The sequence below is a fragment of the Thiobaca trueperi genome, assembly GCF_004342175.1.
In the GTDB taxonomy this organism is placed as follows: Bacteria; Pseudomonadota; Gammaproteobacteria; order Chromatiales; family Chromatiaceae; genus Thiobaca; species Thiobaca trueperi.
In genome coordinates, this window is record NZ_SMAO01000002.1 from 375,416 (window position 1) to 388,797 (window position 13,382).

The 13,382-nt window shown below is 61.2% G+C and carries 13 protein-coding genes, 1 tRNA gene, 1 pseudogene and 1 CRISPR repeat array (1 of these 16 cut by a window edge); all 15 genes and pseudogenes read left to right on the forward strand.

Going from position 1 to position 13,382, the window contains the following annotated elements; translation table 11 throughout:
• The first annotated feature begins 206 nt into the window (after positions 1–206).
• The 15 genes and pseudogenes from EDC35_RS04850 (at position 207) to cas2e (ending at position 11,604) form a co-directional block, all read left to right on the forward strand.
• Positions 207–1,166 (forward strand): Rpn family recombination-promoting nuclease/putative transposase, encoded by a 960-nt coding sequence (locus EDC35_RS04850; RefSeq protein ID WP_132976100.1) that lies wholly within the window; start codon positions 207–209, stop codon positions 1,164–1,166.
• 161 nt (positions 1,167–1,327) lie between these two features.
• Positions 1,328–1,400 (forward strand) — tRNA-OTHER (locus EDC35_RS04855).
• An 85-nt stretch (positions 1,401–1,485) separates the two neighbouring features.
• Positions 1,486–1,772, forward strand: a pseudogene (locus EDC35_RS18790) (Rpn family recombination-promoting nuclease/putative transposase); the annotation flags it as partial.
• 246 nt (positions 1,773–2,018) lie between these two features.
• Positions 2,019–2,393: an HD domain-containing protein gene (locus EDC35_RS04870; protein WP_165903353.1), complete on the forward strand. Its 375-nt coding sequence runs from the start codon at positions 2,019–2,021 to the stop codon at positions 2,391–2,393.
• 28 nt (positions 2,394–2,421) lie between these two features.
• A complete protein-coding gene (gene cas3, locus EDC35_RS04875; protein ID WP_243651435.1) occupies positions 2,422–5,007 on the forward strand; it encodes a CRISPR-associated helicase Cas3' in 2,586 nt (861 codons plus the stop codon).
• Positions 5,004–6,575, forward strand: a complete 1,572-nt coding sequence (casA, locus tag EDC35_RS04880) for a type I-E CRISPR-associated protein Cse1/CasA (RefSeq protein WP_132976103.1) — start codon at positions 5,004–5,006, stop codon at positions 6,573–6,575. The genes cas3 and casA overlap by 4 nt, the downstream gene beginning before the upstream one ends.
• Positions 6,572–7,126: a type I-E CRISPR-associated protein Cse2/CasB gene (gene casB, locus EDC35_RS04885; RefSeq protein WP_132976104.1), complete on the forward strand. Its 555-nt coding sequence runs from the start codon at positions 6,572–6,574 to the stop codon at positions 7,124–7,126. The genes casA and casB overlap by 4 nt, the downstream gene beginning before the upstream one ends.
• A gap of 13 nt (positions 7,127–7,139) precedes the next feature.
• The gene (gene cas7e / locus EDC35_RS04890; RefSeq protein ID WP_132976105.1) at positions 7,140–8,282 is read left to right on the forward strand and encodes a type I-E CRISPR-associated protein Cas7/Cse4/CasC; all 1,143 of its coding nucleotides are present in this window, start codon (positions 7,140–7,142) and stop codon (positions 8,280–8,282) included.
• 2 nt (positions 8,283–8,284) lie between these two features.
• Complete coding sequence (gene cas5e, locus EDC35_RS04895) at positions 8,285–8,935, forward strand: type I-E CRISPR-associated protein Cas5/CasD (RefSeq protein WP_132976106.1); 651 nt, start codon at positions 8,285–8,287, stop codon at positions 8,933–8,935.
• Positions 8,922–9,545: a type I-E CRISPR-associated protein Cas6/Cse3/CasE gene (cas6e, locus tag EDC35_RS04900; protein ID WP_132976107.1), complete on the forward strand. Its 624-nt coding sequence runs from the start codon at positions 8,922–8,924 to the stop codon at positions 9,543–9,545. Before cas5e ends, cas6e begins: the two co-directional genes overlap by 14 nt.
• A complete protein-coding gene (locus tag EDC35_RS18980) occupies positions 9,529–9,651 on the forward strand; it encodes a type I-E CRISPR-associated protein Cas6/Cse3/CasE (RefSeq protein ID WP_279387976.1) in 123 nt (40 codons plus the stop codon). The genes cas6e and EDC35_RS18980 overlap by 17 nt, the downstream gene beginning before the upstream one ends.
• A complete protein-coding gene (locus EDC35_RS04910) occupies positions 9,648–9,944 on the forward strand; it encodes a hypothetical protein (protein WP_132976108.1) in 297 nt (98 codons plus the stop codon). The genes EDC35_RS18980 and EDC35_RS04910 overlap by 4 nt, the downstream gene beginning before the upstream one ends.
• Positions 9,934–10,371 (forward strand): PIN domain-containing protein, encoded by a 438-nt coding sequence (locus EDC35_RS04915; RefSeq protein WP_132976109.1) that lies wholly within the window; start codon positions 9,934–9,936, stop codon positions 10,369–10,371. The genes EDC35_RS04910 and EDC35_RS04915 overlap by 11 nt, the downstream gene beginning before the upstream one ends.
• Positions 10,372–10,406: 35 nt before the next feature.
• A complete protein-coding gene (gene cas1e, locus EDC35_RS04920) occupies positions 10,407–11,324 on the forward strand; it encodes a type I-E CRISPR-associated endonuclease Cas1e (protein ID WP_132976110.1) in 918 nt (305 codons plus the stop codon).
• Positions 11,305–11,604: a type I-E CRISPR-associated endoribonuclease Cas2e gene (cas2e, locus tag EDC35_RS04925; RefSeq protein WP_132976111.1), complete on the forward strand. Its 300-nt coding sequence runs from the start codon at positions 11,305–11,307 to the stop codon at positions 11,602–11,604. The genes cas1e and cas2e overlap by 20 nt, the downstream gene beginning before the upstream one ends.
• A gap of 93 nt (positions 11,605–11,697) precedes the next feature.
• Positions 11,698–13,382: a CRISPR direct-repeat array (repeat unit 29 nt; unit sequence GTGTTCCCCGCGCTCGCGGGGATGAACCG) (it continues 3,286 nt past the right edge of the window).

Genomic DNA, 13,382 nt, shown 5'->3' on the forward strand with positions numbered 1-13,382 from the left:
TCCAATGTTGGTTTGGCTGGCATCCCGTCGGCTTGACTTGATGATCATGCTCGCTTAGTGATGGTGTTGTGGCACCTGCTACAGGAACAGTTTCCAGCGGCGGATCTGTCGTACCTGCGGGTGGATCAGAATGAACGTTTTTAACCGGTACAGGCTCCAATTTTCTCCGTGCGACATCCCGTCGATTGACGTTTAGACTTTCCAGCATGGCGCATCACGATCCCTCGTATAAACTGCTCTTTTCGCATCGCGAGATGGTCACCGACCTGATTCGCGGCTTTGTTCATGAGGACTGGGTAGCAGAATTGGATTTCAACACCCTGGAACGGGTGAGCGAATCGGCGGTCAGCCATGATCTGCGCGAGCGCGAAGATGACATGATCTGGCGGCTGCGCTGGGGCGAGCGATGGCTTTACGTCTATCTGTTGCTGGAGTTCCAGTCCAGCGTTGACCGCTTCATGGCGGTGCGGTTGCTGACCTATATCGGACTGCTCTACCAGGATCTGGCCGCAGCGGGCGAGATTCCGCCCGGTGGTCGGTTGCCGCCGGTGGTGCCGATCGTGCTCTATAACGGTGAGAAGGCGTGGTGGGCCAAGACCAGTCTGGACGACTTGATCGAGCCGAACTTACCGGAACAACTGCAACGCTGGCAGCCGCAGATCCGCTATCTGCTGCTCGACGAACACCGCTATGCCGAGGCCGAGCTGGCCGGACAGCGGAATCTGGCCGCCGCCCTGTTTCGCCTGGAGAACAGTCGCCAGCCCGAAGACATTGAGCGGGTGTTAGCCAGTCTGATCGACTGGTTGACCGCTCCGGAACAAGATGAACTGCGCCGCGCCTTCGTGGTCTGGCTCAAGCGGGTGTTGCTGCCGGCACGGGTGCCCGGCGCTGAGATTCCCCCTGTCAACGACTTACAGGAGATGCATGCCATGTTAGCCGAACGGGTGAAGACCTGGACTGAGGAGTGGAAGCAACAAGGGCTTGATCAAGGCCGGTTAGAAGGCGAGACGAAAGTGGTACGCCGTTTATTAATCCGCCGCTTTGGCGCGTTGCCTGCTTGGGTCGATCAACGCCTGGAGCGCGCCAGCGAAGCGGATTTAGACGCTTGGACTGAACGGTTGCTGGACGGTCAGACGCTCGAAGCCGTCTTCAACGACCTGAACTGAAGCCTTCAAGATGGAAACATCGACAGATCGTCGTCATGCTCACGCCGGTTTTCCGGTCTTACTCCGGTTTGGCGGAGGCTATCTGGTCGCTTTCTGGTGCTGATTTGGCCGCTCAGGTGCCTTGGCAATGCCAGCGATGCCTTTTTCTTTCAAACAGTTAAGGGTCGCTTGGCCGGGATGTTCGTGGGGCTCTTAATCCATCGGTCGTAGGTTCGAATCCTACACGACCCACCAATATAAAAAATTTAAAACAAGCGGTTACAGTGATGTAACCGCTTTTTTTGTGCCCGTGATCCGGGCTTTCTGATCTGCTTTTCTGCCCAGCTTTCCTCAACAACTGCAACGCTGGCAGCCGCAGATTCGGTATCTGCTGCTCGACGAACACCGTTATGCCGAGGCCGAACTGGCCGGACAGCGGAATCTGGCGGCGGCGCTTTTTCGCCTGGAGAACAGTCGCCAGCCCGAAGACATCAAGCGGGTGTTGCTCCCGGCGCGCGTGCCCGGCGCAGACCTTCCCCCTGTCAACGGCTTGCAGAGGAGATGCACGCCATGTTAGCCGAACGGGTGAAGACCTGGACTGAAGAGTGGAAACAGCAAGGGTGCGAATCTACACGACCCGCCAAGCAAATAAGCCGGTTGCGTCGCAAGACGAACCGGCTTTTTGTTGTCTCCTGGCAATACTCCTGACAATATCGCGCCTGATTTGGTCTCTATTCGTGTCTGGTGGCGGGTGCGGGTGCATGGACTGAGCGGTCTGTCAGGAAGCAGGTAAAGCCGAATTGAGACGACAGATTTGGTGAGATGGGCCAGTGTCAACGAATCTCTCCACCGGGAAAAGAGAAGTTCACGGATATGGAATACCTGGCAGATTATTTTCGCTATTGGGGCAAGGCTGATCCGGCGGTTGAGACGGGGGTTTCGTGGCATCCGCTGGTTTATCACTGCCTGGATGTGGCAGCCTGCGGGCAGGTGCTTCTGCGATGTCAGCCGGCCTGGCTGGACAAAATGGCCGTCCTGTCCGGACTCGATCCTGTCGTCCTGTCACCGTGGCTGGCGTTTCTCCTCGCCATCCATGACATCGGCAAATTTGGGGATGGTTTTCAGGCGCTGCGGCCTCTGGGCATTGCGCAGCAATTCGGAATCCAAGAATCAAGTCAAGGATTTAGATGTGATGCGCTTCAGTCATCTTCCTGCCTCTGCAAGAACAATCTGGGCGAAAAGCGGTGATTCTGGCGGTCATAGCCTGCTCGCCCACATGCTGGACGTGGCAGCCGTCGCTGAGACGATTCTGAGCCGCGAATCGGCACAGACTCAGAATTGGGCGGCCTGCTCATTCCATCTCCCGCAGCCAACTGCAAGCCGCTGGTTTGCCGCCATCGCCGGACTCCACGATTTCGGCAAGGCAATCCCCGGTTTTCAGTTCAAATGGCCGGAAGGTCAGCGGGCCGATGAAGCCGTTGGGCTGGCTTTCAAGACGGGTTCGCTCGATGTTCACCGTCACGATCTGGCAGGAGCCGCCCTGCTGCATCGGCAGCTTCCCGCCCGGTTTCCTGGCGCAGAGTGGATTCGAGGCGTGTGTCAGGCGCTTGGTGCCCATCACGGCTATATGCCCAATCCGATGGAGATCAGGGACTCGATGCCGCGCTATGAAGGCGCCGCCTGGGCCGATGTGCGGACCGAAATCCTGGATGCCTATCTGCAAACCCTGGCGCCGGGAGACGGCCCCGCGCTGGAAGATCTGCCGCTGCCAGCGGTCGCCTGGCTGGCCGGACTGACCAGCGTCGCGGACTGGATCGGCTCAAACCTGGAGTGGTTTCCGGCTGGCGAACGAGCGGACACACTCGCCGGTCATTTTGACAAGGCCCGTGAGCTTGCCGAGGCCGCCCTGGACGCCATCGGCTGGCCCGCCTATCAACCGCTGCTCGACACGGCGGCGGATACCGATCACCTCGTCTGGCGCATCCTTGGTCAGCCGGACAAAACAGTCGCAGCGCGTCCGCTCCAACAGGCCGCTGACCGACTGCTGACCCAGGCCACTGGCCCCACCCTGTGCATCGTTGAAGCCCCCATGGGCGAGGGCAAAACCGAGCTGGCGTTGCTCGCCCATCTCCGGCTACAAGCCGCCAACGGGCATCGTGGGCTGTACCTTGCTCTTCCCACTCAGGCGACCGGCAATGCCATGTTTGATCGCGCCCTGGCTTTCCTGCGCGGCTTTTCACCGGATTTGCGACTGGACATCCAGTTGATCCACGGCGGCGCCATGCTGGATGAACGCATCCACCGGCTGCGCGGGGTGGATGACTCGCAAGCCGAGTCAATCAGCTCATCCGTCTGGTTTTCCCAGCGCAAACGTCCCCTGCTCTCTCCCTATGGCGTCGGGACCGTCGATCAGGCGCTGTTCGCCACCTTGAACGTCAAACACCATTTCGTGCGTCTCTGGGGCTTGACCAACCGGGTGGTCGTGCTCGACGAGATCCATGCCTACGACACCTATACCAGCGGGCTGATCGAGGCGTTGCTGCGCTGGCTCAAACCACTGGGCTGTTCGGTGATTCTGATGAGCGCGACCCTGCCGGCCAAGCGCCGTGCCGCGCTGCTCGACGCCTGGGGCGCCACGGATCGGCCCGAGATCGCCTATCCGCGCATCCTGATGGCGCGGAACGGCGAAACGCTCGGGGAAACCGTTGCCTGCCGTTCCCTGGCGCCCATCCAGATCAGCGGCATCGCGGAAGATCTGGCTACCCTGGCGGACGCAGCGCTTGCCTGTCTCGCTGAAGGAGGTTGCGGTCTGGTCGTCGTCAACACCGTGCAGCGGGCCCAGGATCTTTACCTCCTGCTGCGCGAACGGCTGGACGAGCCGAGCGAACTCCTGCTGTTCCACGCCCGCTTCCCCGCTGATGAGCGTGCAGCACGCGAGCGCGATGTGTTGACACATTTCGGGCCAACGCCAACGGCTCGGCGTCCGACGCGCTGTCTGCTGATCGCCACTCAGGTTGCGGAACAAAGCCTGGATCTGGACTTCGATTTCATGTTCTCCGATCTGGCTCCGGTGGATCTCCTGCTGCAACGGTCTGGCCGACTGCACCGGCACGAGCGTGAACGGCCGCCCGCACATCGGCAACCGCATCTGCGGATCGCCGGACTCCTCAATGAACGCCCGCCCGAACTGACCGAGACCGCTTGGGGCTTCGTTTACGATCCCTATGTTCTTTACTGCACCTGGGTCGTGGCACTCCGCGAGCCGTTATGGCGACTGCCCGAAGACATTGATCGACTGGTGCAAGCCGTCTATTCCGGCGATCCCTTCGAGGAAGAGGATCGACCCGACTTCCTGGCCACCCTGGACAAAGCCTTGGGTGAGCACTACGCCAAGATACAAACCCAGCGGCAACAGGCGATCAACGCCGCCATCGACGCTGACGCCGAGCCGCAGAACGCCTACAACCAGAAGCCGCGTGCAAATGAGGAACGGGACGGTGGAGGCACGCCTGTCGTCACCCGCCTGGGAGACGATAGCCTGACGGTCATCCCCGTTCTGGTGGCGGATGACGGCTGGCGCTTGTTACCGAACGACCCACCGTTTAACCCGGAAATGGTTCCTGATGACGCACTGGCCCGGCGCATCTTCGGGCGTCAGGTCCGCATCTCCCGCAAGGGCGTTCTCCACGCCTTGCTTGCTCTGCCGCTCCCGAAAGGTTTTGACGAACACCCGCTGCTGCGACACCTGCGACCGCTTCCTCTACACGATGGTGTCGCTGACATCGGCGGAATTCGCGTTATCCTCGACCCCGAGCTTGGAATCGTCTACAAACCACTCTCACCCGACACGGAGGCGGCATGAGTCAAGAAAACCAACCGGCTTTCAACCTGCTGGACGAGCCCTGGATACCGATACGAACCCTGGCCGGCGACGTCCGCGATGTCAGTCTGACTCAGGTGCTCTTGAACGCCGATCAGTTCTCCGCACTGGCCGAAACCTCGCCCCCCAATCTGGTCGCGCTGCACCGTATTTTGCTTGCCGTCCTGCACCGGGCACTGACCACCCATCATGGCCCCTGGAAGGATGCCGACCGCGCCCGCTGGTATCGCGAGGGGCTGCCTGAGGCGCCAATTCGCACTTACCTGGAGCAATGGCGAGAACGGTTTTGGCTGTTCCATCCGGAGCAGCCGTTTATGCAGGTGGCCGCGTTGGCGGATGCGCCGGAGACCCAGGACAAGCTGAAACCCTGGACCCAGATTTGTCTTGAAGGCGCCAGTGGCAATGCTCCGGTGGTCTTCGATCACGCTCTGGATGACCGGCCTTCCGAGATACCCCCTGCGCTGGCGTGTCGAAATCTGCTCGGGGCGCTTCAATTTACTCCGGGCGGATTGGTTAAAACCCTGCGCGATTCCGATAAGGCGGGACCACTTGCCAACACGGCGGCGGTGATCCCGACCGGACGAACGCTTGCCGAAACCTTGCTGGCTGGACTGCATCCATCCAGCGCCAAGGGGATTGATGACCTGCCATCCTGGGAACGGTCCCCACCGGGCATTCCTGCGCTGCTGGCAGCCGCCCGGCCGGCAAGTGGCCCCAATGATCGCTATACACGCCTGACTCGCGCTGTCTTGCTGGTTCCTCAAGGCGATGAAAGACACGTTCGGCATCTTCGTTTTGCCGCTGGCATTGCCTTGGAAGAAGATCCGAATGCGCCGGATCCGATGGCCTGTTATCGGGTGACAAAGGAAGGGAAAGCCATTCGCGTATCCTTTTCCGAAGGCCGATCCTTCTGGCGTGAGCTACCGGCTCTGGTTCCCGATCCCAGCGGCAAGTTCAATCAGCCCGCAACCATCTTGATGTGGGCGACGAATCTGCATGAGCGGCTGGGGCAACTGGAGACCAACGTCCCGCTGGTCGTGGCGGGCCTAGCGAGCGATCAGGCCAAATTATTGCGCTGGCGGAGCGAACGCTTCGATCTGCCGCTGACCATGCTCGCGGATCCGGATGCCGCCGCCGAGCTTCGCGCGCAAATCCGTGAAGTGGAAGCGGTCTTTTTCCGCTTGCGCGCCATCTGCGCCGAGATGATCGCCGAGTCAATGCCCGACCCGAATCACAAAGACACCAAGGCGCGCGCCAAGGCGATCCTGGATCGCGGGCCGACCGCCGCCGTCTTTTTCTCCGCCGCCGAACGGGCATTGCCGAACCTGATGCAGCGCATCGCCGCCGGGGATATCGAAGGCGCGCATCAGCACTGGCGGGAAACCTTGAAGACTGCCGCTCAACGCGCCTGGACGGCGACATACCGCGTACTTGGCGACTCCCCGCGCGCCTTGCGCGCTGAGGCCCGCGCCCATGCCGATTTCCGCCGTCTGCTGCGCTCGCTTGAGCAACCAGACACCGCAACGATTCCCGAGGAGGCCAATGCATGAGCGATCACGCTCAATCCTTTGTCGCCCATCTCTCCGAGCTTGCCGAGCATGATCGGGGAGCCCTGGCGCATCTACGTCGCAGCCTGGGATTCGCGCCCGGCGCCTTTCCCCGCGCCTATCCCTACGTGGAGCGATTCGTTGGTGCCGACCGACACGCCAGCGATCCCTGGCGCAAGGCGCTGTATCTTGCCGCCGGGCTGTTCGCCCTGCATCCCGAGCATCGCGAGGGCGAGACCCTGGCGTCGGCTCTGGGTGCTCTGGCCCGCGCCCGCGAGAGCGCGAGCATCGAGCAGCGTTTCATTGCCCTGCTAGGCGCCGAACCGGAAAGCCTGCCCAATCTGCTGCGTCAGGCCGTCTCGCTTCTGGCCGCCGACGGTCACGCTTGCGACTATGCCCGCCTGCTCGATGACCTGGGCATCTGGCTGCGCCCCTTCGATGGCGAAGGCCGGGATCGGATCCGCCAGCGTTGGGCGCGCGACTTCTACCGCGCTTATGACGCCAAAGCCGATCAAGATCCGTCTGATCTCGACACTATCCAACCCGCTGACTGACACGGAGCGCACCATGAGTCTCTTCATCGAGTTTCATCTGATCCAGAATTTTGCCCCCTCCAATCTGAACCGCGACGATACCGGCGCGCCCAAGGACGCCATCTTCGGCGGTCAGCGGCGGGCGCGGGTCAGCAGTCAGTGTTTCAAACGGGCGATCCGGCTCAAAGCCGCAGAATCAGGCGACATTCCAGCCGAATTTGGTTCGGTGCGAACCAAAAAACTCAAGGAATTGCTGGCGCTCCGACTGGTCGATCTCGGCCACACGGAAGCCGGCGCGCAAATCGATATCGCTCTGTCCGCAGCCGGTCTTAAGGTCAAGGACGACGGCAAGACCGAGTATCTGTTGTTCCTGGGGCAGGGCGAGATCGAACGGTTCGCAGACCTGATCCACAGGCATTGGGATGTCCTCGGCGCCGCTCCCGCAGGAGATGCAAAGAAGACGAAGAAGGAGGCCAAGGCCAGCGCACCGCCAGAAGTCGTCAAGGAGGCCAAAAACCTGCTGGACGGACCAAAGGCGGTAGACGTAGCCATGTTCGGTCGTATGCTGGCGGATCTCCCCGGCGTCAACCAACACGCCGCCTGTCAGGTCGCCCACGCCATCAGCACCCATCGCGTCGAACGGGAATTCGACTACTTCACCGCCGTGGATGACAAAAGCGACATTGATGAGACCGGCGCTGGCATGATCGGGCAAGTCGAATTCAATTCAGCCACCTTCTACCGCTATGCCGTCATCGATCCACGCAAGCTGTGCCAGAATCTGCAAGGCGATACGGATCTGGCCCTCAAGGGCATCGGCGCCTTTGCCCAAGCCATGGCGCGCGCGATCCCGACGGGTAAGCAGAACACCTTCGCCGCCCACAACCCGCCGAGCTTCATCGGCGTGGTCTTCCGTCATACGAGTCCCTTCAATCTTGCCAACGCCTTCGAGAAACCCATCTGGCCGCGACAGGACAAGGAACTGACCAGCCTTTCCGTCGAGAAACTCGCGGAGCATGAAACCACGGTGGCGAGCGCCTTCGGTGATGGTCGGGATGTCTGGGCCTATCTGGATCTCACCGGCGTCTGGCCCGCAACGCAGGGCGCTCGGCATCAGGATCTGCAATCCCTGACCGATTGGATCGTCGAAAACGCCCGCGTCGAATTGGAGAGCTGATCATGCCCACGCTGCTGCTGCGGCTGGTGGGTCCGATGCAGTCCTGGGGCACCACCAGCCGGTTCGATGAGCGCGATAGCCAACTGGAACCGTCCAAATCCGGCGTGCTGGGTCTGATCTGCGCGGCCCTGGGACGTGATCGCGCCGAATCGGTAGAGGACTTGGCGCGGCTGCGCATGGGGGTGCGGGTTGACCGCGAAGGATTGCTCATGCGTGACTATCAAACAGCGACCGGCGTCATGACCGCTGCGGGAAAGGCCGACCCGAAGCGTACCGTGGTCAGCCCGAGGTACTACCTTGCCGACGCCGCCTTTCTCGTCGGGCTCGAAGGGGATGATCGGCAGCTCCTCGAATCCATTGATGCCGCCCTGCGCGATCCGGTCTGGCCCCTGGCGCTCGGTCGTAAGTCATTTCCGCCCGCTGTGCCGATCTGGCTCGAACCGGGACTGTTCGATCTGGGATTGCGGGACAGTCTGGTGTCCGCCGCGCTGCTCACACCCTCGCGCCCGCATGATGGCGATGTCCCGCTGCGACTGATCCTTGAGCACGAGACGATCGGGGCTGTGCGCTTCGATCAACCCGTCGCACCCTTCGCCGAGCGCCGTTTCGGCCCGCGCTACATCGCAGCGGAGGTCATCCGTGTATCTGTCTAAATTGACCCTCGACCCACGACACCCCCAGGCACGCTGCGATCTGAGCAACCGTTACGACATGCACCGCACTCTCGTCCGCGCCTTTGCCCCGGACGAGCACAGCCAGCCAGCGCGATTTCTCTGGCGATTGGAGCCCATGCTGTCTTTCGCTTCGCGCCCCGTCGTGCTGGTGCAATCCGGATCTCCTGCTCAATGGTCGGCGCTCGATGCCTTTCCCGGTTATGCCCAGGAAATCCTCGGCAACAAGCCGGTGGATCTGGAACAACTGATTCAGGCTGGAACACGCTACCGATTCCGATTGCATGCAAATCCGACAGTGACTCGCGAGGGAAAGCGGCTGGGTCTGTGTCAGGAGGCCGATCAACTGGCCTGGTTGAATCGTCAGGCAGAGACACGGGGTTTCAATCTGATCGCCTGTTTACGAAGTGGCAACGAGCGAATCCATGCGCGCCAGAGCAAGAGCGGGCAGCGGATCACCGTTCAGTCAGTCTTGTTTGAAGGCATGCTGGAAACAAATGAACCGGATGGGCTGCGTCTGGCTGTCCGCAATGGCCTTGGGCACGGCAAGGCATGGGGGCTTGGACTACTTTCTCTTGCACGAATGGCTTGATGAGCAAACCAGGCCGATCGTCACGCGGTCGCTGGAGAACGGCATCGGCCCCGCCAAAGCCTTCGGCTGCGGTCTGCTGCTGGTGCGTCGGCTGGCGGACGATTGAAAACAAACCATGCGGGCATTTGGTTTGATCCGCTGGAATTTACCGAACCATTGCGAGTTAAAATCATGCAAGCGATTGAATTTGAAGCTGTCGTGCAAGCGCAAGCCATTCCGCTACCGAATTCCGCCGTGCTCTCCCCCGGACAACCTGTGCGGGTCGTGGTGATGTATGAATTAACACCTGCTGTGGATCAGCCGGAACCCGATGACGATGCGATCCTGAGGCTTGCTCGACACCCATTGGTGATGGCGGGTTTTAATCCGCTCTCACGAGAAGATGCCCATGCACGATAACGTCTTTGTGGACTCGAATCTTTGGCTCTATGCCTTCGTTCTGCGTCCGGGCGAAGAGGTTAAACATGCCCGTGCCTTGGCGTTGCTGGAAGCACGGAACCGCTACACCATCAGCACTCAGGTGGTTTCCGAGGTTTCGGTCAACCTGCTGAGAAAGGCGGGAATGGACGAAAAGGGTCTGCTCGAAATCGTCGAGGGATTTTATCGCCGGTGTCGGGTCGTGAAAACGGATCTTGAGTGCCACCGCACCGCCAGCCGACTGAGAAGCACGCATCAGTTCAGTTTTTGGGATAGCTTGATTGTCGCTGCTGCACTGGAGGCCGACTGCCCGTTGCTTTACTCGGAAGACATGCAGCACGGCCAGATGATTGACCAAAAACTCACGATTCTGAATCCATTGCTCGAAGCGGCGACTTCAGCAGGATAGCCTGGACCTAATCTCACCCAACAGGGACGTACCTCATGCTCCCCCCACTCAAACCCATCGCCATGAAAGAACGCATCAGCCTGATGTTCATCGAGTACGGCGAGATCGATGTGCTGGATGGTGCCTTCGTCGTCATCGACAAGACCGGCGTGCGCACGCATATCCCCATCGGCAGCATCGCCTGCATCATGCTCGAACCCGGCACCCGCGTTTCGCACCGGGCGGCGGCACTGGCGGCGCGGGTCGGCACCCTGCTGGTCTGGGTCGGCGAGGCCGGCGTGCGGCTCTATGCCTCCGGTCAGCCGGGCGGCGCGCGCTCGGATCGGCTGCTGTATCAGGCCAGACTCGCCCTGGACGATCAGGCGCGGCTCAAAGTGGTGCGCAAAATGTACGAGCTGCGCTTTGGCGAGAAACCGCCAGAGCGGCGTAGCGTCGAACAACTGCGCGGGATCGAAGGTGCGCGGGTGAAAAAGACCTACGAGAATCTCGCCAAGCGTCATGGCGTCCAGTGGCGCGGTCGGCGCTACGATCCATCCGAATGGGACACCAGCGATGTCCCCAATACCTGCCTGTCGGCGGCGACCGCCTGCCTCTATGGCATCACCGAGGCCGCGATCCTCGCCGCCGGCTACGCCCCGGCGGTCGGCTTCATCCATACCGGCAAGCCGCAGTCGTTCGTCTACGACATCGCCGACATCGTCAAATTCGAGACCGTGGTGCCGGTTGCTTTTCAGATCGCGGGCAAGAATCCGCCCCAGTCGCAGGCTGAACGTCTGGTGCGGCTGGCCTGCCGCGATGTGTTTCGAGAAAGCAAACTGCTCGGCAAGATCATCCCGATGATCGAAGAGGTGCTGGCCGCCGGCGAGATCGAGCCACCCAAGCCAGCGCCGGAAGCGGTCGCCCCGGCCATCGACGACGGGAAGCCCCTGGGCGATGCTGGTCATCGTCACTGAAAACGTCCCGCCGCGTCTGCGCGGACGGCTGGCGGTCTGGCTCCTGGAGATCCGCGCCGGGGTCTATGTCGGCAACCCGTCCAAGCGGTTGCGCGAGTTCATCTGGAATCAGGTGCTGGAAGGCGTCGAGGACGGCAACGCCGTGATGGCCTGGAACACCAATACCGAATCCGGCTACGACTTTCTCACCGTCGGCAAAAACCGGCGCATCCCGGTCGATTTCGACGGCCTCCGATTAGTCAGTTTTCTACCGCCAGATGAACCTGAAAAAGCTCTTTAGCAATCTAAAGCGAACCCCTTTGAAACGGGCCATTTTGCTGGTAGATTTGTCCGCGCCTGATTTTCTTTTGCAGATCAGGTAAATACGGGAAGTGTGTTCCCCGCGCTCGCGGGGATGAACCAGTCGGGTCGCTGATCGCGCGCATCAATGCGTCGTGTTCCCCGCGCTCGCGGGGATGAACCGGTGGATCGCGCGAATGTCATAGAACGCTAAAAGTGTTCCCCGCGCTCGCGGGGATGAACCGTAGTCCTGAGCAAGATAATTCGCCCACTCTGGGTGTTCCCCGCGCTCGCGGGGATGAACCGGCTCCCTCTTCGCGCCGCAGCAAGAGGCCATGGTGTTCCCCGCGCTCGCGGGGATGAACCGCCCAGCACCACCCCGCCATCGTCATAAAGCCGGTGTTCCCCGCGCTCGCGGGGATGAACCGCCCCGGTGGATCAGACCGGGGCTTTGGCTGGAGTGTTCCCCGCGCTCGCGGGGATGAACCGTTCCGCTGCGACATGAGCACCGCTCTGTTGCGGTGTTCCCCGCGCTCGCGGGGATGAACCGTCTGTTTCCGCCCGCGACTGGCGTGGAGTCGCGTGTTCCCCGCGCTCGCGGGGATGAACCGCTCAGGGGCCAGACGTGGCACATCGACAAAATCGTGTTCCCCGCGCTCGCGGGGATGAACCGCTCAACCAGTTCTTCGAGCGAGCGAGCGGACGGTGTTCCCCGCGCTCGCGGGGATGAACCGCCCACTATCCGCGCTATTCGTGACGCTTTGGGGTGTTCCCCGCGCTCGCGGGGATGAACCGGCGTTCGCCCGTGGGATCGGTATAGAGATACCGTGTTCCCCGCGCTCGCGGGGATGAACCGATTTCCAGTTTCTTGCCGCATTTGAAGAATAGGTGTTCCCCGCGCTCGCGGGGATGAACCTATTTTCAGGAAAAAACTTCCTGACCTGGATGTGTGTTCCCCGCGCTCGCGGGGATGAACCGTAGAAAATAAGGCCCATTATTACCTGAGAAAAGTGTTCCCCGCGCTCGCGGGGATGAACCGTTTGCCGAATAAACGATCAAACTAGTTTGTACGTGTTCCCCGCGCTCGCGGGGATGAACCGCCTAACGATGATGTCTATCTCTTAGGCGATGTGTGTTCCCCGCGCTCGCGGGGATGAACCAAGACCGCTGAACTCCTACTCATGGCTGCAATCGTGTTCCCCGCGCTCGCGGGGATGAACCGAATAGCTCCCACTTCAACCCATTTCCACTTATGTGTTCCCCGCGCTCGCGGGGATGAACCGACTACTACACGATAAAAGTCCCGCACCACATCGTGTTCCCCGCGCTCGCGGGGATGAACCGGCACGGCGACGGATCGCGTCAGCGGAAAAGAGGTGTTCCCCGCGCTCGCGGGGATGAACCGGGCGAACAGCAATGATCTTCACTTCTTGATAGGTGTTCCCCGCGCTCGCGGGGATGAACCGTTGTATCAATTGTGGGATGCGTCAATCGTGACGTGTTCCCCGCGCTCGCGGGGATGAACCGGTTTTTGAAGGTTTCTGCGTTCGAGACGATATGTGTTCCCCGCGCTCGCGGGGATGAACCGCAACCGTCACCCAAAGCTGGATTGATGAAGCCGTGTTCCCCGCGCTCGCGGGGATGAACCGGCGGCGCCGGTTTCGCCGGGGCGGGCTTGGGGGTGTTCCCCGCGCTCGCGGGGATGAACCGGTGGCGCCTTCGGTGACGATGGGATCCGAGCCGTGTTCCCCGCGCTCGCGGGGATGAACCGACGACCGG

Bases quoted from the DNA above. Each gene is read 5' to 3' on its own strand.
- EDC35_RS04850 (WP_132976100.1), top strand. From the start codon at position 207: ATGGCGCATCACGATCCCTCGTATAAACTGCTCTTTTCGCATCGCGAG.
- EDC35_RS04870 (WP_165903353.1), top strand. From the start codon at position 2,019: ATGGAATACCTGGCAGATTATTTTCGCTATTGGGGCAAGGCTGATCCG.
- cas3 (WP_243651435.1), top strand. From the start codon at position 2,422: ATGCTGGACGTGGCAGCCGTCGCTGAGACGATTCTGAGCCGCGAATCG.
- casA (WP_132976103.1), top strand. From the start codon at position 5,004: ATGAGTCAAGAAAACCAACCGGCTTTCAACCTGCTGGACGAGCCCTGG.
- casB (WP_132976104.1), top strand. From the start codon at position 6,572: ATGAGCGATCACGCTCAATCCTTTGTCGCCCATCTCTCCGAGCTTGCC.
- cas7e (WP_132976105.1), top strand. From the start codon at position 7,140: ATGAGTCTCTTCATCGAGTTTCATCTGATCCAGAATTTTGCCCCCTCC.
- cas5e (WP_132976106.1), top strand. From the start codon at position 8,285: ATGCCCACGCTGCTGCTGCGGCTGGTGGGTCCGATGCAGTCCTGGGGC.
- EDC35_RS04915 (WP_132976109.1), top strand. From the start codon at position 9,934: ATGCACGATAACGTCTTTGTGGACTCGAATCTTTGGCTCTATGCCTTC.
- cas1e (WP_132976110.1), top strand. From the start codon at position 10,407: ATGCTCCCCCCACTCAAACCCATCGCCATGAAAGAACGCATCAGCCTG.
- cas2e (WP_132976111.1), top strand. From the start codon at position 11,305: ATGCTGGTCATCGTCACTGAAAACGTCCCGCCGCGTCTGCGCGGACGG.